The organism is Pseudomonas sp. FG35, assembly GCF_057809295.1.
On record NZ_JBMDJR010000002.1, the window covers coordinates 404240 to 421229 of the forward strand.

At 63.0% G+C, this 16990-nt stretch carries 14 protein-coding genes; 7 read left to right on the plus strand and 7 right to left on the minus strand.

Features of this window, described 5'->3' with window-relative positions:
- Nucleotides 1-126: 126 nt before the first annotated feature.
- The 7 genes from ACODTD_RS05910 to ACODTD_RS05940 all read right to left on the minus strand — a co-directional run bounded on the left by ACODTD_RS05910 (nucleotide 127) and on the right by ACODTD_RS05940 (nucleotide 8408).
- The gene (locus ACODTD_RS05910) at nucleotides 127-1551 is read right to left on the minus strand and encodes a gamma-aminobutyraldehyde dehydrogenase (protein WP_489104600.1); all 1425 of its coding nucleotides are present in this window, start codon (nucleotides 1549-1551) and stop codon (nucleotides 127-129) included.
- A 50-nt stretch (nucleotides 1552-1601) separates the two neighbouring features.
- Nucleotides 1602-2411, minus strand: a complete 810-nt coding sequence (locus ACODTD_RS05915; RefSeq protein WP_007954663.1) for an ABC transporter permease — start codon at nucleotides 2409-2411, stop codon at nucleotides 1602-1604.
- Nucleotides 2401-3336 carry an ABC transporter permease gene (locus ACODTD_RS05920; RefSeq protein WP_007954664.1) on the minus strand — a complete coding sequence of 312 codons (936 nt, stop codon included), beginning with the start codon at nucleotides 3334-3336 and terminating at the stop codon, nucleotides 2401-2403. The genes ACODTD_RS05915 and ACODTD_RS05920 overlap by 11 nt, the downstream gene beginning before the upstream one ends.
- 1 nt (nucleotide 3337) lies before the next feature.
- Nucleotides 3338-4375 carry an ABC transporter ATP-binding protein gene (locus tag ACODTD_RS05925; RefSeq protein ID WP_011332635.1) on the minus strand — a complete coding sequence of 346 codons (1038 nt, stop codon included), beginning with the start codon at nucleotides 4373-4375 and terminating at the stop codon, nucleotides 3338-3340.
- 297 nt (nucleotides 4376-4672) lie between these two features.
- Nucleotides 4673-5824 (minus strand): putative ABC transporter substrate-binding protein YdcS, encoded by a 1152-nt coding sequence (gene ydcS / locus ACODTD_RS05930; protein ID WP_011332636.1) that lies wholly within the window; start codon nucleotides 5822-5824, stop codon nucleotides 4673-4675.
- An 82-nt stretch (nucleotides 5825-5906) separates the two neighbouring features.
- A complete protein-coding gene (locus ACODTD_RS05935; RefSeq protein ID WP_064593679.1) occupies nucleotides 5907-7394 on the minus strand; it encodes a gamma-aminobutyraldehyde dehydrogenase in 1488 nt (495 codons plus the stop codon).
- 99 nt (nucleotides 7395-7493) lie between these two features.
- Nucleotides 7494-8408 (minus strand): LysR family transcriptional regulator, encoded by a 915-nt coding sequence (locus ACODTD_RS05940; RefSeq protein WP_065259672.1) that lies wholly within the window; start codon nucleotides 8406-8408, stop codon nucleotides 7494-7496.
- Nucleotides 8409-8585: 177 nt separating this feature from the next.
- On the opposite strand from ACODTD_RS05940, the gene ACODTD_RS05945 reads away from it, so the two are divergent.
- The 7 genes from ACODTD_RS05945 (at nucleotide 8586) to ACODTD_RS05975 (ending at nucleotide 16978) form a co-directional block, all read left to right on the plus strand.
- On the plus strand, nucleotides 8586-9308 hold the full coding sequence (locus tag ACODTD_RS05945; RefSeq protein ID WP_011332638.1) for a tellurite resistance TerB family protein: 723 nt from the start codon (nucleotides 8586-8588) through the stop codon (nucleotides 9306-9308).
- 259 nt (nucleotides 9309-9567) lie between these two features.
- A complete protein-coding gene (locus ACODTD_RS05950; RefSeq protein ID WP_074691247.1) occupies nucleotides 9568-11190 on the plus strand; it encodes a methyl-accepting chemotaxis protein in 1623 nt (540 codons plus the stop codon).
- Nucleotides 11190-11726 (plus strand): chemotaxis protein CheW, encoded by a 537-nt coding sequence (locus ACODTD_RS05955; protein WP_011332640.1) that lies wholly within the window; start codon nucleotides 11190-11192, stop codon nucleotides 11724-11726. The genes ACODTD_RS05950 and ACODTD_RS05955 overlap by 1 nt, the downstream gene beginning before the upstream one ends.
- Entirely contained in the window at nucleotides 11723-13000 is a 1278-nt protein-coding gene (locus ACODTD_RS05960; protein WP_011332641.1) for a CheR family methyltransferase, read from the plus strand. The genes ACODTD_RS05955 and ACODTD_RS05960 overlap by 4 nt, the downstream gene beginning before the upstream one ends.
- Nucleotides 12997-13680, plus strand: coding sequence for a chemotaxis protein CheW (locus ACODTD_RS05965; RefSeq protein ID WP_011332642.1), 684 nt, complete (start codon nucleotides 12997-12999; stop codon nucleotides 13678-13680). Before ACODTD_RS05960 ends, ACODTD_RS05965 begins: the two co-directional genes overlap by 4 nt.
- A complete protein-coding gene (locus ACODTD_RS05970) occupies nucleotides 13677-15971 on the plus strand; it encodes a hybrid sensor histidine kinase/response regulator (protein WP_011332643.1) in 2295 nt (764 codons plus the stop codon). Before ACODTD_RS05965 ends, ACODTD_RS05970 begins: the two co-directional genes overlap by 4 nt.
- Complete coding sequence (locus tag ACODTD_RS05975) at nucleotides 15968-16978, plus strand: chemotaxis response regulator protein-glutamate methylesterase (protein ID WP_011332644.1); 1011 nt, start codon at nucleotides 15968-15970, stop codon at nucleotides 16976-16978. The genes ACODTD_RS05970 and ACODTD_RS05975 overlap by 4 nt, the downstream gene beginning before the upstream one ends.
- The last annotated feature ends 12 nt before the right edge of the window (nucleotides 16979-16990 follow it).

The window sequence follows — 16990 nt, forward strand, 5'->3', positions numbered from 1 at the left end:
ATCGGCAGATTTCGGATGGCCGAAGCCGTGGCGGGGCTTGGTGAGCGCCGCCCGGATCGGTAGTTATTGTTTTGAATGCCTGGTGGTGCGTAATGCCGGTTTCTGCCTTGAAGCCGGGGGATGCCTTTAGTGCTTGAACATCACATGCCGAACCGTGCTGTAGTCCTCCAGCCCGTACATGGACATGTCCTTGCCGTAGCCGGACAGTTTCTGACCGCCATGAGGCATTTCGCTGACAAGCATGAAGTGCGTATTCACCCAGGTGCAGCCGTACTGCAAGCGTGCGGACAAGCGATGGGCGCGTCCTACATCCGCCGTCCACACCGAGGACGCCAGGCCGTAGTCCGAATCGTTGGCCCACTCCAGCGCCTGGGCTTCGTCGGTGAATTTGGTCACCGACACCACCGGCCCGAACACTTCGCGGCGGACGATTTCGTCGTCCTGCTGCGCGTCGGCCAGCACCGTCGGTTCGAAGAAGAAACCGTTGCCGTCCACCGCCTTGCCGCCAGTGATCAAGCGAATGTGCGGTTGCGCCACAGCGCGTTCGACAAACCCGGCCACGCGGTCGCGATGCTGGGCGGTGATCAGCGGCCCGAGCTCGGTCGACGGATCATCCTGCAAGCCGTACTTGATGCTGCTGACCGCTGCGCCGAGCTTCTCGACGAACTTGTCGTAGATGCCTTGCTGGGCGTAGATCCGGCACGCGGCGGTGCAGTCCTGGCCGGCGTTGTAGAAACCGAAGGTACGAATGCCTTCGACTGCCGCGTCGATGTCGGCGTCGTCGAAGATGATTACCGGCGCCTTGCCGCCCAGTTCCATGTGCATGCGTTTGACGCTGTCGGCGGTGCTGGAAATGATGTTCGAACCAGTGGCGATGGAGCCGGTCAGCGAGACCATGCGCACTTTCGGATGGGTCACCAGCGGACTGCCCACGCTCGGTCCACGCCCGAACACCAGATTGAGTACACCCGCCGGGAAAATGTCCGACGCCAGTTCGGCCAGACGCAACGCGGTCAGCGGGGTTTGTTCCGACGGCTTGAGCACCACTGTATTACCGGCGGCGAGGGCCGGGGCGATTTTCCAGGCGACCATCATCAGCGGGTAGTTCCACGGCGCGATAGAGGCGATTACGCCCACCGGGTCGCGGCGGATCATTGAGGTGTGGCCGGGCAGGTATTCGCCGCCGGCCGAACCGCTCATGCAACGGCTGGCGCCGGCGAAGAAACGAAACACGTCGGCAATCGCCGGGATCTCGTCGTTCAGCGCGGCATTGTAGGGTTTGCCGCAGTTGTCCGATTCCAGTTTCGCCAGCTCTTCGCCGTGGGCTTCGATGGCGTCGGCGAGTTTCAGCAGCAGCAGCGAACGGTCTTTCGGCGTGGTCTGCGACCACTCGGCGAAGGCACTGTCGGCGGCGCGCACGGCGGCATCGACCTGAGCCTCGGTGGCCTCGTTGATTTCCACCAGCACGTCACCGCGTGCCGGGTTGAGCACCGATTGCGCCGGGCCTTCGCCGTTGACCAGTTGGCCGTTGATCAAGAGTTTGGTTTGCATGTTGTTGTCCTCTTTCTACTGCAAATTCAGGGTGGGAAAGGTCAGGGAAATCATTTACCGCCGCTGCCGGCCACACTCTCGCCACCCCGGGTCAGGTAGTAGGCGCCGAGGATCGGCAGCATGGTCACCAGCATCACGAGCATCGCCACAACGTTGGTCACGGGTACGTCCCGTGGGCGGCTCAACTGGTTGAGCAACCACAGCGGCAAGGTGCGCTCATGGCCGGCGGTGAAAGTGGTGACAATGATTTCGTCGAACGACAGCGCAAACGCGAGCATGCCGCCCGCGAGCAGCGCCGAGCCGAGGTTCGGCAGGATGATGTAGCGGAAGGTCTGCCAGCCGTCGGCGCCGAGATCCATCGACGCTTCGATCAAACTGTGTGAGGTGCGGCGCAAGCGGGCGATGACGTTGTTGTAGACGATCACCACGCAGAAGGTCGCGTGGCCGACGATGATGGTGAACATCCCCGGCTCGATCCCCAGCGTCTTGAAAGTCGCCAGCAACGCGATCCCGGTGATGATCCCCGGCAGTGCAATCGGCAGGATCAGCATCAGCGAAATGCCCTGCTTGCCGAAGAAGTCCCGGCGATAAAGCGCAGCGGAAGCGAGGGTGCCGAGCACCATTGCGATCAGCGTGGCGATGGCCGCGATCTGCAACGACAGCTTGATCGCTTCCAGCACGTCCGGCCGGGAAAACGCCACGCTGAACCAATGCAGCGTGAAGCCTTTCGGTGGAAAGCTGAATGCCGCGTCTTCGGTGTTGAAGGCGTAGAGGAAGATGATCAGGATCGGGAAGTGCAGAAACACCAGCCCGCCCCAGGCTGCAATGCGCAAGCCTATTGAAGCCTTTTCAGAGTGCATCGAAGGCCCCCAGACGTTTGACGATGGACAGGTAAATGGCGATCAGCACGATTGGCACCAGGGTGAACGCCGCAGCCATTGGCATGTTGCCGATCGCGCCCTGCTGCGCGTAAACCATGCTGCCGACGAAGTAGCCCGGCGGGCCCACCAGTTGCGGCACGATGAAGTCGCCCAGGGTCAGCGAAAAGGTGAAGATCGAACCGGCCGCAATCCCTGGCACCGACAGCGGCAGAATCACCTGCATGAAGGTCTGGCGCGGCTTGGCCCCGAGGTCGGCGGAGGCTTGCAGCAACGATGGCGGCAGGCGTTCCAGCGAGGCCTGGATCGGCAGGATCATGAACGGCAGCCAGATGTAGACGAACACCATGAACCGCCCCAGATGCGAGGTCGACAAGGTGCTGCCACCGACCCCGGGAATCCCCAGAATGAACTGCAGAACCGGCTCCAGCCCCAGGTGCTGAACGAACCACTGCGCCACGCCGCCCTTGGCCAGCAGCAGCGTCCAGGCGTAGGCCTTGACGATGTAACTGGCCCACATCGGCATCATCACCGCGATGTAGAAAAACGCCTTGGTCTTGCCGGTGGTGTAGCGCGCCATGTAGTAGGCAATCGGGAACGCGACGATGGCGCTGGCGATCGACACCACGACGGCCATGCTCAGGGTGCGCAGGATGATGTCGAAGTTCGACGGCTGAAACAGCGCGGCGAAATTGGCCAGGGTCAGGTCCGGGGTGACCGCCATGGTGAAGTCGTCGAAGGTGTAGAAACCTTGCCACAACAGCACCAGCAGCGAGCCCAGATAGATCGCGCCGAACCACAGCAGCGGCGGCACCAGCAGCATCGACAGATACAGATTCGGCTTGCGATAGAGCAGGTTGGAAAACCTGCGCAACGGCGCCGATTGCGGGAGGGCGAGGGCGGTCATGTCACACCCCGCTCGCAACGGTGTCGTGCAACGGAATCATCGCTTCCCGCGCCCAGCGCGCGCTGATGCGCTGACCGGTCTGGTGCTGCGAGCTGGTGTCGATCCACTGATTGTTGGCCTGGCTGATGCTCAGGGTCTGGCCGTTTTCCAGCTTCAGTTCATAGCGCGTGGCGCTGCCCTGATACTGGATGTCGTGGAGCAGACCACTGACTTCGATCTCGTGGCTGGCCAGCGGGCCTTCGGCGAAACGCACGTGTTCCGGGCGGATCGAAAACGGCTGCGGATGACCGCTGAGCTGGCGCGCCAGATCGCCACGAATCACGTTCGAAGTGCCGACGAATTCGGCGACGAAGGTAGTGGTCGGTTTCATGTACAGATTGCGCGGCGTGTCGACCTGTTCGATGCGGCCCTTGTTGAACACGGCCACGCGGTCGGACATTGACAGCGCTTCGGTCTGGTCGTGAGTGACGAAGATGAAGGTGATGCCGAGCTGGCGTTGCAGCTTCTTCAGCTCGCTTTGCATCTGTTCGCGCAGCTTCAGGTCGAGAGCGCCCAACGGCTCGTCGAGCAACAACACTCGCGGGCGATTGACCAGGGCGCGGGCGAGGGCGACACGCTGGCGCTGACCGCCGGACAACTGCACCGGTTTACGGGCACCGTAGCCGCCGAGGGCGACCATGTCCAAGGCTTCTTCGGCGCGCTTGTGGCGTTCGGTTTTGTTTACGCCTTTGACTTTCAAACCGTAGGCGACGTTGTCCAGCACGTTCATGTGCGGGAACAGCGCGTAATCCTGAAACACGGTGTTGACGTCGCGTTGATAGGGCGGCAGGCCGGCGGCTTCGGCACCGTGAATGCGGATCGAGCCCGCGCTCGGTTGCTCGAACCCGGCGATCAGGCGCAGGCACGTGGTCTTGCCCGAACCGGAGGGGCCGAGCATGGAAAAGAACTCGCCGTCCTGGATATCGATGGAAACCCGGTCAACGGCTTTCACTTCGCCGAACTGCCGGGAAACGTTAGTGAACTGGACTGCAAGCGTCATGGTGCGGTGCTCCGAAAAGGCGAAGGCCGTCGCAGCGGCCCTGCCTGGACTTCTGAAAAAACTGGATCGTTTGGCGGTGTATGCCCGTGTTGGCTCACCTTTGATGAGGGCGACGCGGTTCGCTTTTAGCTCCCTCTCCCTCCGGGAGAGGGCGGGGGGTGAGGGCAGCTATTTCAGCCATTGCTCCAATTTCAAAAGCAAAGTCAAAAGCTACCCCCTCATCGGCACGCCGCCCGCCCAGCCCTCTCCCCCAGGGGGGGCGAGGGGAAAGGGGGCAGACCGAGTCGTTCCGGAGTGCTACCTACCGCCCATAATCGCAATGTAGTCCTGCGTCCACCGGCTATACGGCACAAACTTCCCACCCTCAGCCTGCGGGGTTTTCCAGAAAGCGATCTTGTCGAACTGATCAAAGCCGTTGGTCTTGCAGCCTTCAGCCCCGAGCAACTCACTGCCCTGACACGCCGCCGGAACCGCCGGCAACGAACCGAACCATGCCGCCACATCACCCTGGACTTTCGGCTGCAGCGACCAGTCCATCCACTTGTACGCGCAGTTCGGGTGCTTGGCTTCGGCGTGCAGCATGGTGGTGTCGGCCCAGCCGGTGGCGCCTTCTTTCGGCACGGTCGAAGCGATCGGCTGTTTCTCGTTGATCAGCCCATTGACCTGATACGGCCAGGCGCTGGACGCGACCACGCCTTCGTTCTTGAAGTCGCTCATCTGCACGGTGGTGTCGTGCCAGTAGCGGTGAATCAGCTTCTGCTGGGCGCGCAACAGTTCCAGCACAGCCTTGTACTGATCTTCGGTGAGTTGGTACGGATCCTTGATCCCCAGCTCAGGCTTGGTGGATTTCAGGTACAGCGCCGCATCGGCGATGTAGATCGGGCCGTCGTAGGCTTGCACGCGGCCCTTGTTCGGCTTGCCGTCCGGCAGGTTCTGCGCGTCGAACACCACGTTCCAGCTGGTCGGCGCGGTCTTGAACACGTTGGTGTTGTACATCAGCACGTTCGGGCCCCACTGGTACGGGGTGCCGAAGGTCTGGTTGTTGACGACGTACCACGGTGCGTCTTTCAGGCGCGGGTCGAGGGATTTCCAGTTCGGGATCAACGCGGTGTTGATCGGTTGCACACGCTTGCCGACGATCAACCGCAACGAGGCATCGCCCGACGCGGTCACCAGGTCGTAACCGCCCTTGGCCATCAGGCTGACCATTTCGTCAGAGGTGGCGGCGGTTTTCACATTGACCTTGCAGCCGGTTTCCTTCTCGAAACCGGTCACCCAGTCGTAGGCCTTGTCGCTTTCACCGCGTTCGATGTAGCCGGGCCAGGCGACGATATCCAGCTGGCCTTCGCCGGCGCCGACGGCTTTCAGCGGCTCGGCGGCCTGCAGGCTGGCGCTGGCCAGCAGGGCCATGGTGATTGCACTGAGCAGTGCGGTCTTGTGCACGAACATGGTGAACCCTCTTCTTCAAATTATGGTCGGGGCAGTTGTGAACGCGGTGAAGCATGCCGTGGTCGGCTTGTTATTAGCGTAGTCAGAGATGCTGGCCGTGGCGGGCCATGATGTGCCGCACCACGCTGTAGTCCTGTAGCGAATCGCTGGATAAGTCTTTGCCGTAACCGGAGCGTTTCAACCCGCCGTGGGGCATTTCGCTGACCAGCATGAAATGGCTGTTGATCCAGGTGCAGCCGTACTGCAGGCGTGCGGCGACCTGCATCGCCTTGTCCAGGTTCTGGGTCCAGACCGACGAGGCGAGGCCGTATTCCGAGTCGTTGGCCCAGTCCACCGCTTGCGCCAGTTCGTCGAAGCGGGTCACGGTCACCACCGGGCCGAACACTTCGCGCTGGACGATTTCATCGCTCTGTTTGCAACCGGCCAGCAGGGTTGGCTGATAGAAGAACCCGGCGCCGGAATGCACCGCCGCGCCGGTCACCCGCTCGATGTGCGGCTGGCCGAGGGCGCGCTCGACGAAGCTGGCCACGCGGTCGCGCTGGCGCGTGCTGATCAGCGGGCCGATTTCGTTATCGGCATCGCGTTTGCCGGCGAAGCGCAGGCTACTGACCGCCGCGCCGAGTTCAGCCACCAGTTTGTCGTGAATCCCGGCCTGGGCGTAAATCCGGCAAGCCGCCGTGCAATCCTGCCCGGCGTTGTAATAGCCATAAGTGCGCACGCCTTCGACCACGGCTTTGAGATCCGCATCGTTGCACACGATCACCGGGGCCTTGCCGCCGAGTTCGAGGTGGGTGCGTTTAAGGGTTTTTGCGGCAGCCTGGAGGATTTTCTGGCCGGTGACGATATCGCCGGTCAGCGACACCATGCGCACTTTCGGATGCCCGACCAAGTGACTGCCAACGCCTTCGCCGCCACCGCAGACGATGTTGATCACCCCGCGCGGCAGGATCTCGGCCAATGCCGGAGCCAGCGCCAGAATCGACAGCGGCGTGTGCTCGGACGGCTTGAACACCAGCGTATTGCCGGCGGCGAGGGCCGGGGCGATCTTCCACGCGGCCATCATGATCGGGTAGTTCCACGGTGCAATCGAGGCGACAACGCCAATCGGATCGCGACGCACCATGCTGGTGTAGCCGGGTACGTATTCGCCGCTGAGCTGGCCGGTCTGGCAGCGCACGGCGCCGGCGAAGAAGCGGAACACATCGACGGTCGCGGTTAAATCGTCCTGCCGCGCCAGATGCAGCGGCTTACCGCAGTTCAGTGCTTCGAGGCGGGCGAGGTGGTCAGCGTGCTTTTCGACGGCGTTGGCGATTTCCAGCAGCAGGTTCGAGCGTTGTTGCGGGGTGGTGCGCGACCATTCGGCAAAGGCGCGGTGGGCGGCAAGGATGGCGGCTTCGACTTGCTCGGTGCTGGCCTCGGCGATCTGGGTCAGGACTTCGCCGGTGGCCGGGTTGAGGATCGGTTCGACAAAACCCTGGCCGGCGACCAGTTCGCCGTCGATCAGCAACGCGGTATGCATGTGGGTCTGCGCGCCAGCCATTTTCCGTGATCTCTTTTCTTGTATGGCCATGTTGCTCCCTGTTCCGGGAGCCGACCGTCTTATCGATGCAGCAAGACTAGTGCGCGGCTCCGGGGTCGACAAATTCTAAATACTGAAGGTGGCGTTCGATTAAATAGATGGCTTGCGTCCGCCGTGAGGCTGTTCGCGGGCCACGGTCAGGAAAGGATCGACCAGCGCGGGGCGCGCTGTGCCGCGACGCCAGGCCAGACCGACGTCGAGGGTCTGGCTGAGGTCGGCAATCGGCCGGGCTTCGATGATGTCGCCTTCCAGCGACCAAGGGCGGTAGGTCATGTCGGGCTGGATCGAAACGCCGAGACCCGCCGCGACCAGACTTCGTACGGCCTCGGTGGACGCAGTTCTGAGGGTGATCTTCGGCTGCAGTCCGGCCCCGCGCCACAGGCGTTGGGCGTTGCGATCCATCTCGTCGACGTTCAGCTGAATCAACGGCTCCCGGGCGACATCGGCGAGGTTGATGCTGTCGTGTTCCAGCAGCGGATGCTGGGCCGGTAGCCACAAACGGTGCGGCGAATGGGTCAGCACTTCGGTCTGCAAAGCGTGGCGGTCTTCGAGGTTGGACAGGATCAGCACACCTACATCGATCTCGCCGCTGACCAGCAAATGCTCGATGTACGGCCGCTCGTCCTCCATCACCCGGATCTCGACATTGGGATAGGCGCGCTGGAAACGGGTCAGCAAATCCGCCAGGTAATAACCGGCCACCAGACTGGTCACGCCGACGATCAGCTGCCCGGCGACCTGATCGGTGCTCTGTTGCAGGCTGCGTTTGGCGTTGTCTACGGTCGCCAGAATCAGGTGCGCCTGGCGCAGGAACTGGTGGCCCTGATGGGTCAGCGTCATGCCCTTGGCGTGGCGGTTGAACAGGCTGACACCGATCTCTTCCTCCAGTTGCTGGATGGCCAGGGTCAGGGTCGATTGGGAAATGAACGCGGTTTGCGCGGCGGCGGAGATCGAGCCGGTCTCGGCCACGGCGATGAAATGGCGGATCTGACGCAAGGTCATCATGGAAGGTTTACCCAGTGGGCGGTTTTTATAGATTGCCTCGAGTGTATATCTATTTTCGCGAAGGGCTGCTCTGAGCCAGGCAACATCTGGAAGCACACTCGCACCCAAATGACGGGCACTTTCGAACTAGGCTGAGGGCCTTATTGATCCGGATAACCCCCTGTTTGGAGACGGAACATGAACACCCGTGGATTGCTCGATCAACTCCTCAAGTCCGGCCAGGATCTGCTGCAGAACAAGGCGGGCGGGGCGCAGAACAAACCGGCGGCCGGCGGTTTGGGCGGCTTGCTGGGCGGATCTTCCAGTAACGGCGCACTCGGCGGCTTGCTGTCAGGCGCAGGCGGCGGTGCCCTGGCGGCTGGCGCCATGGGCCTGCTGCTGGGCAGTAAAAAGGCCCGCAAGGTTGGCGGTAAAGTCGCCCTCTACGGCGGCCTCGCCGCACTGGGCGTGATCGCCTACAAAGCCTACGGCAACTGGAACGCCCAGAAAGGCACTGCCCCACAAAGCGAACCGCAAACCCTCGATCGCCTGCCACCGGCGCAAGTCGAACAACACAGCCAGGCGATCCTCAAGGCCCTGGTCGCCGCCGCCAAGGCCGACGGCCACATCGACGACCGCGAACGCCAACTGATCGAAGGCGAGTTCACCAAGCTCGACAACGATCAGGAACTCAAACACTGGCTCCACGCCGAACTCAACAAACCCCTCGACCCCACCGACGTCGCCCGCGCGGCGAGTACGCCGGAGATGGCCGCCGAGATGTACGTGGCGAGCGTGATGCTGGTGGATGAGGAGAACTTCATGGAGAAGAGCTATCTGGATGAACTGGCGCGGCAGTTGAAGCTGGAGCCGGGGTTGAAGGTGGAGCTGGAGAAGCAGGTCCGTGTAGCTACCCAGTAAAACTGTTGTCAGCGATATCAGAACCCGCAATCCCGCACAGGATGGCGGGTTCTTTCGTTGCAGCAGCTGAAATGACCAATCCATCGCCCCTTTTTGCCATTGCGTCACTGGCACGCCGACCTCCGATTGCCGGAAAGTCCCAGTCCAGAGCCCATCGCGTTTCATGAGCGAAAGGCCAGAGCGCGGCAAACCGTCTTATAAATGAAACACCGCCCTCAGCTATACTCCCCCGCATTTCGACCCGCCCCGAGGACTGACTGTGAAGAACTGGACGTTGCGCCAACGCATTTTGGCGAGCTTTGCGGTGATTATCGCCATCATGCTGCTGATGGTGGTCGTCTCGTATTCGCGGCTGCTGAAGATCGAGGCCAGTGAAAACAGCGTCCGTGACGACGCGATTCCCGGCGTCTATTACAGCTCGATGATTCGTGGCGCGTGGGTCGACAGCTACCTGCAGACCCAGGAACTGCTGGGGCTCAAGGAAGGGCAGGGCATCAGCAGCGAAGATGCGGCCGATTACAAGGCTTTCGAATCTCGGCTTCAGGAACAGATGGCCAATTACCGTGGCACGGTGGTCACGGACGAGGACAAGCTCGAATTCGCGGCGTTCGAGAAATATCACGACGCCTACCTGAAAATTCAGGATGCGGTGCTCGACCTGCACAAGCGCAATCTCGAAGCCGACGCTGTAAAGCTGTTCCACGAACAACTGACACCGACCTGGTACTCGGGCCGGATGAAGCTCAACGACATCATTGGCGAGAACAAGAAAGTCGCTGACAAGGCCATGGCCAACATTGATGAGGCCGTGGCGGCGGCCAAGGTCAGTATGTTCGTCTCGCTGCTTGTGGCCGTGCTGGCCGCCGGCTTCTGCGGTCTGCTGCTGATGCGCGCGATCATGGCGCCGATGAACCGCATCGTGCAGATCCTCGACATCATGCGCACCGGCGATCTGAGCAGCCGCTTGAACCTCGACCGCAAGGACGAGTTCGGCGCCGTGGAAACCGGCTTCAACGACATGATGACCGAGCTCACCTCGCTGGTGTCCCAGGCCCAGCGCTCGTCAGTGCAGGTCACCACCTCGGTGACCGAGATCGCTGCGACCTCCAAGCAACAGCAAGCCACCGCCACCGAAACCGCTGCGACCACCACTGAAATCGGCGCGACGTCTCGCGAAATTGCGGCGACCTCCCGCGATCTCGTACGCACGATGACCGAAGTCTCCACCGCCGCCGATCAGGCCTCGGTGCTGGCCGGTTCCGGGCAGCAAGGCCTGGCGCGGATGGAAGACACCATGCATTCGGTGATGGGCGCGGCGGATCTGGTGAACGCCAAACTGGCGATCCTCAACGAGAAGGCCGGCAACATCAATCAGGTGGTGGTGACCATCGTCAAGGTCGCCGACCAGACCAACCTGCTTTCCCTGAACGCTGCGATCGAAGCGGAGAAGGCCGGCGAATACGGTCGCGGTTTTGCCGTGGTCGCCACCGAAGTGCGGCGTCTGGCGGATCAGACCGCTGTTGCCACGTATGACATCGAACAGATGGTCCGCGAGATCCAGTCGGCGGTGTCCGCCGGGGTGATGGGCATGGACAAGTTCTCCGAGGAAGTGCGTCGCGGCATGGCTGAAGTGCAGCAGGTCGGCGAGCAGCTGTCGCAGATCATCCATCAGGTGCAGGCGCTGGCGCCGCGGGTATTGATGGTCAACGAAGGCATGCAGGCCCAGGCCACCGGCGCCGAGCAGATCAACCATGCGCTGGTGCAGCTGGGTGATGCCAGCAGCCAGACCGTCGAGTCGTTGCGTCAGGCCAGTTTCGCCATCGACGAACTGAGCCAGGTGGCCGTGGGCCTGCGCAGCGGCGTTTCGCGATTCAAAGTCTGATGAGCGAAATCACCGCCAAACGCAGCGCTGCACCGGTGGCGAAGCAGGCGTTGTTTCTGCTGTTTCGCATCGGCAGCGAACGCTACGCCCTGCGCGCCACGGAAGTAGCCGAAGTGCTGCCGCGCCTGCCGTTGAAGCCGATTGCCCGGGCGCCGCACTGGGTGGCGGGGGTGTTCGCCTATCGCGGCACGGTGGTGCCGGTGATCGACCTCAGTGCCCTGACCTTCGGCCATCCTGCGCAAGCGCGCACCAGCACGCGACTGGTGCTGGTGCATTACCGCGCGGAAGACTCGCAACCCGCGCAGTGGTTGGGACTGATCCTCGAACAGGCCACCGACACCCTGCGCTGCAACCCGGATGAGTTTCAGTCGTACGGCCTCGACAATCGTCAGGCACCGTACCTGGGCCCGGTGCGCGAAGACGCGCAAGGGCTGGTGCAGTGGGTACGGGTCAACGACTTGCTCGACGAGTCGGTGCGCACGCTGTTGTTCCCGACACCGCCGCTGGATCCGGCGCGGCTTGAGGAGCAGCCATGAGCAGCGACCAGCGCTTCTTCGACTTTCTCAAGGAACGCATCGGCCTCGACGTCGCTTCGGTCGGGCCGGCGATCATCGAGCGGGCCGTGCGCCAGCGCATCACCCTGTCGCAAACGGTGAATGCCGATGAGTACTGGCAGACCCTGCAAGGCTCGCGGGATGAACAGCAGGCGCTGATCGAAGCGGTGATCGTCCCCGAGACCTGGTTTTTCCGTTACCCGGAATCCTTCGCCACCCTGGGCAAACTGGCGCGCAAACGCCTGGGCGAATTGAACAACATGCGCGCGCTGCGCATCCTCAGCCTGCCGTGTTCCACCGGTGAAGAACCCTATTCGATTGCCATGGCGTTGCTCGATGCCGGTCTCAAGCCCCATCAGTTCAAGGTCGATGGCATGGACGTCAGCCCGTTGTCGGTGGACAAGGCGCGGCGGGCGCTGTACGGCAAGAACTCGTTTCGCGGCCAGGAGCTGGATTTTCGCGAGCGGCATTTTTCTGCCGAGAACGAAGGTTACCGGGTGAGTGAAAGCGTCCGCGAGCAGGTGCGCTTGCATGTTGGCAACGTGCTCGATCCGTCATTGCTGGTCAACGAGCCGCCGTTCGATTTCGTGTTCTGCCGCAACTTGCTGATCTATTTCGATCAGCCAACCCAGCAGCAGGTATTTGCCGTGCTCAAGCGCCTGACCCATGTCGATGGCGTGCTGTTTATCGGCCCGGCCGAAGGCAGCCTGCTCGGGCGGCTCGGCATGCGTTCGATCGGAATTCCGCAGTCGTTCGCCTTCAGTCGTCACAGCGAACCGCAGCCCGAACCGTTGCCGATGCCGACCGCTATTCCGCTGCCGTTGCCTGTGCGCCAGCCGCTGCGCAGCACGCCACCGACGCCGGTGCGCAACCGTCCGTTTGCTGGCGTGACGCCTTTGCCCGCGACGGCTAAAAGCACAAATCCCGACGCCACGACCTTGTTGGCCAACATCGCCGCCCTGGCCAACGAAGGCAAAAGCGCAGAGGCCCGGGCTGCGTGCGAACAGTATTTGCGCAGCCATGAGCCGGTGGCCCAGGTGTTTTACTGGCTCGGCCTGTTGAGCGATGTCGCCGGCAGCGCCCTCGAAGCCCAGGGCTTTTACCGCAAGGCGCTCTACCTCGAACCGCAACACCCCGAAGCCTTGATGCACTTGGCTGCGTTGCTGCAGGCCCAGGGCGACACGGCCGGCGCCAGACGATTGCAGGAGCGCGCCGCCCGCAGCGGCCGCACCGCCGACAGTGAGCGTAAACGATGATCCCGTCCGACACCTTGAACGTCACCCACGAAGACGCCCGGGCCATCGACGATTGCTGGAACCGCATCGGCATCCACGGCGACAAGTCCTGTCCGCTGCTGGATGAGCACATCCATTGCCGCAATTGCTCGGTGTATTCCGCCGCCGCCACGCGCCTGCTCGACCGCTATGCGTTGCAGCAGGACGAGCGCGATCCGGTGGCGATCCAGGTCGAGACCGAGCTGAAGACCCGTTCGCTGCTGATGTTCCGCCTCGGCGAAGAATGGCTCGGTCTGGCCACCCGCAGTCTGGTGGAGGTCGCGCCGTTGCAGGCGATTCACTCGCTGCCGCACCAGCGCTCCCGGGCCTTGCTCGGCGTGGCGAACGTGCGCGGTGCGCTGGTGGCGTGCCTGTCACTGGTCGAACTGCTCGATCTCGACAGCAGCGCAGCCCCGGCGACCGGCGCGCGGATCATGCCGCGCATGCTGATCATCGCGGCCCAGGGCGGGCCGGTGGTGGTGCCGGTTGACGAAGTCGACGGGATTCACGCCATCGACGAGCGAATCCTCGACGCCGCGTCACGTTCCGGCGCACAGGCCAGTGCCAAATACACCCGAGGCGTGTTGCCTTTCAAAGGTCGCAGCCTGCGTTGGCTGGATGAAGAACAGCTGTTGTCCGCCGTGTCCCGGAGCCTCACATGACCCCCGAGCAAATGCGCGACGCCTCCTTGCTCGAGCTGTTCAGCCTCGAAGCCGAAGCCCAGACCCAGGTGCTCAGCGCCGGGCTGCTGGCGCTGGAGCGCAATCCGACCCAGGCCGATCAGCTCGAATCGTGCATGCGCGCGGCGCACTCGTTGAAAGGCGCGGCGCGGATCGTCGGCATCGACAGCGGCGTCAGCGTCGCCCACGTGATGGAAGATTGCCTGGTCAGTGCGCAGGAGGGGCGGTTGTTCCTGCGTCCGGAGCATATCGACGCGTTGTTGCAGGGCACCGATTTGCTGATGCGCATCGCCACCCCGGCCAACGGCCCGCAACCGGCGGACATCGAGGCTTATGTGGCGTTGATGGGCGGTTTGCTCGACCCGGCGGCACCGGCCGTGGTGCCCGCCGCTCAGAGCGCACCGCCGATGGCCGAGTTTCAGCTTCAGCCACTGCCGGTGGTTGAGCCAGCGCCGGTTGAAGTCTCGGTCGAGGTGACCGAGCCGGAGCCCGCGCCGCGCAAGAGCAAACGCACCACTGAAGGTGGCGAGCGGGTGCTGCGGGTCACCGCCGAACGCCTGAACAGCCTGCTCGACCTGTCGAGCAAATCCCTGGTGGAAACCCAGCGCCTCAAGCCGCACCTGGCCACCATGCAGCGCCTCAAACGCATGCAGAACAACGGCCTGCGGGCGCTGGAAAGTCTTAACGTTCATCTCAAGGAACACGCCCTGAGCCTTGAAGCTCAAGAGGCGCTGGAAGACGCGCGACGTTTGCTCGCCGAATCCCAGCAGTTGCTGGCAGAGAAAAACGCCGAACTCGACGAGTTTGCCTGGCAGGCGAGTCAGCGTGCGCAAGTGCTCTATGACACCGCGCTGGCCTGCCGCATGCGGCCGTTCGCCGATGTGCTGTCGGGTCAGGTGCGGATGGTGCGCGACCTCGGCCGCAGCCTCGGCAAGCAGGTGCGGCTGGAGATCGAGGGCGAGAAGACTCAGGTCGACCGCGATGTACTGGAAAAACTCGAAGCACCGCTGACGCACCTGCTGCGCAACGCGGTCGATCACGGCATCGAAACCCCACAGGAACGCCTGCTCAAGGGCAAGCCCGAGGAAGGCCTGATCCGTCTGCGCGCCTCGCATCAGGCCGGTCTGCTGGTGCTGGAACTGAGCGACGACGGCAATGGTGTGGATCTGGAAAAAGTCCGCCGCAGCATCGTCGAACGCCAGTTGTCGCCCGCGGAAACCGCCGCCCAGTTGAGTGAAGAGGAACTGCTGACCTTCCTGTTTCTGCCGGGTTTCAGTCTGCGCGACAAGGTCACCGAAGTGTCGGGTCGTGGCGTCGGTCTCGATGCTGTTCAGCACATGGTCCGCCAGTTGCGCGGTGCGGTGGTGCTGGAGCAGACGGCGGGCGAGGGCAGTCGTTTCTATCTCGAAGTGCCGCTGACCCTGTCGGTGGTGCGCAGCCTGGTGGTGGAGGTCGGCGACGAGGCCTATGCCTTCCCGCTGGCGCACATCGAGCGCATGTGCGACCTGGCGCCGGAGGACATCGTGCAGGTCGAAGGGCGCCAGCATTTCTGGCACGAAGGCCGGCACGTCGGGCTGGTGGCGGCCAGTCAGTTGTTGCAACGCCCGGCCAGCCAGAACAGCGGCGAGACCCTGAAGGTCGTGGTGATCCGCGAGCGTGATGCGATCTACGGCGTGGCGGTCGAGCGCTTCATCGGCGAGCGCACGCTGGTGGTGCTGCCACTGGACGAACGGCTGGGCAAGGTGCAGGACATTTCCGCCGGGGCCTTGCTCGACGATGGCTCGGTGGTGCTGATCGTCGATGTTGAAGACATGCTGCGTTCGGTGGACAAACTGCTCAATACCGGGCGTCTGGAGCGCATTGCCCGCCACGGTAATCAGGCCGCGGAAGCCGCGCGCAAACGGATTCTGGTGGTCGACGACTCGCTGACCGTGCGCGAGCTGCAACGCAAGCTGCTGCTCAATCGCGGCTACGACGTGGCCGTTGCGGTGGACGGCATGGACGGCTGGAACGCCCTGCGCTCCGAGGACTTCGATCTGCTGATCACCGACATTGACATGCCGCGCATGGACGGCATCGAACTGGTCTCGCTGCTGCGCCGCGACAACCGTCTGCAATCGTTGCCGGTGATGGTGGTGTCCTACAAGGATCGCGAGGAAGATCGCCGCCGTGGACTGGACGCCGGCGCCGACTATTATCTGGCCAAGGCCAGTTTTCATGACGACGCCCTGCTCGACGCGGTGGTTGAGCTCATCGGAGGAGCGCGGGCATGAAGATCGCAATCGTCAATGACATGCCTCTGGCGGTGGAAGCCCTGCGTCGTGCGCTGGCCTTCGAGCCGGCGCATCAGGTGGTGTGGGTCGCCAGCAACGGCGCCGAAGCGGTGCGCCTGTGCGCGGAAAACACCCCGGACCTGATCCTGATGGACCTGATCATGCCGGTGATGGATGGCGTCGAGGCCACCCGCCGGATCATGGCCGAGAGCCCGTGCGCGATCGTCATCGTCACCGTGGACCGCCAGCAGAACGTGCACCGGGTGTTCGAAGCCATGGGCCACGGCGCGCTGGACGTGGTCGACACCCCGGCCATCGGCGGTGGCAACCCTCAGGAAGCGGCGGCGCCACTGCTGCGTAAAATCCTTAATATCGGCTGGCTGATCGGCGAGAAAACCGCCCGCTCGCGCCCCGCACCTGCGGCACCGCGCAGTACCGCCTCGCGCCAGCGGCTGGTGGCGATCGGCTCTTCGGCCGGTGGTCCGGCGGCGCTGGAAGTCTTGCTCAAGGGCCTGCCACGCCACTTTTCGGCGGCCATCGTGCTGGTGCAGCATGTTGATCAGGTGTTCGCCGCCGGCATGGCCGAATGGCTGGCCAGCGCCAGCGGTCTGGATGTGCGTCTGGCCCGCGAAGGCGAACCGCCGCAGGCCGGCGCGGTGTTGCTGGCCGGCACCAACCACCATATTCGTTTGCTCAAGAACGGCACGCTGGCCTACACCGCCGAGCCGGTCAACGAGATCTACCGCCCCTCGATCGACGTGTTTTTCGAAAGCGTCGCCAACTACTGGAATGGTGACGCAGTAGGGGTTTTATTGACAGGGATGGGACGCGACGGGGCTCAAGGGCTTAAGCTCATGCGTCAACAGGGCTATCTGACCATCGCGCAGGATCAGCAAAGCAGTGCGGTGTACGGCATGCCCAAGGCTGCCGCAGCCATCGACGCGGCCGTAGAAATCCGTCCACTGGAAAAGATAGCGCCACGATTGCTGGAGATATTCCCCAAATGAACGTGTTCCTCC

Bases quoted from the DNA above. Each gene is read 5' to 3' on its own strand.
- ACODTD_RS05970 (WP_011332643.1), top strand. From the start codon at position 13,677: ATGACCCCCGAGCAAATGCGCGACGCCTCCTTGCTCGAGCTGTTCAGC.
- ACODTD_RS05965 (WP_011332642.1), top strand. From the start codon at position 12,997: ATGATCCCGTCCGACACCTTGAACGTCACCCACGAAGACGCCCGGGCC.
- ACODTD_RS05975 (WP_011332644.1), top strand. From the start codon at position 15,968: ATGAAGATCGCAATCGTCAATGACATGCCTCTGGCGGTGGAAGCCCTG.
- ACODTD_RS05910 (WP_489104600.1), bottom strand. From the start codon at position 1,551: ATGCAAACCAAACTCTTGATCAACGGCCAACTGGTCAACGGCGAAGGC.
- ACODTD_RS05920 (WP_007954664.1), bottom strand. From the start codon at position 3,336: ATGACCGCCCTCGCCCTCCCGCAATCGGCGCCGTTGCGCAGGTTTTCC.
- ACODTD_RS05925 (WP_011332635.1), bottom strand. From the start codon at position 4,375: ATGACGCTTGCAGTCCAGTTCACTAACGTTTCCCGGCAGTTCGGCGAA.
- ACODTD_RS05945 (WP_011332638.1), top strand. From the start codon at position 8,586: ATGAACACCCGTGGATTGCTCGATCAACTCCTCAAGTCCGGCCAGGAT.
- ydcS (WP_011332636.1), bottom strand. From the start codon at position 5,824: ATGTTCGTGCACAAGACCGCACTGCTCAGTGCAATCACCATGGCCCTG.
- ACODTD_RS05960 (WP_011332641.1), top strand. From the start codon at position 11,723: ATGAGCAGCGACCAGCGCTTCTTCGACTTTCTCAAGGAACGCATCGGC.
- ACODTD_RS05955 (WP_011332640.1), top strand. From the start codon at position 11,190: ATGAGCGAAATCACCGCCAAACGCAGCGCTGCACCGGTGGCGAAGCAG.
- ACODTD_RS05935 (WP_064593679.1), bottom strand. From the start codon at position 7,394: ATGGCCATACAAGAAAAGAGATCACGGAAAATGGCTGGCGCGCAGACC.
- ACODTD_RS05940 (WP_065259672.1), bottom strand. From the start codon at position 8,408: ATGATGACCTTGCGTCAGATCCGCCATTTCATCGCCGTGGCCGAGACC.
- ACODTD_RS05915 (WP_007954663.1), bottom strand. From the start codon at position 2,411: ATGCACTCTGAAAAGGCTTCAATAGGCTTGCGCATTGCAGCCTGGGGC.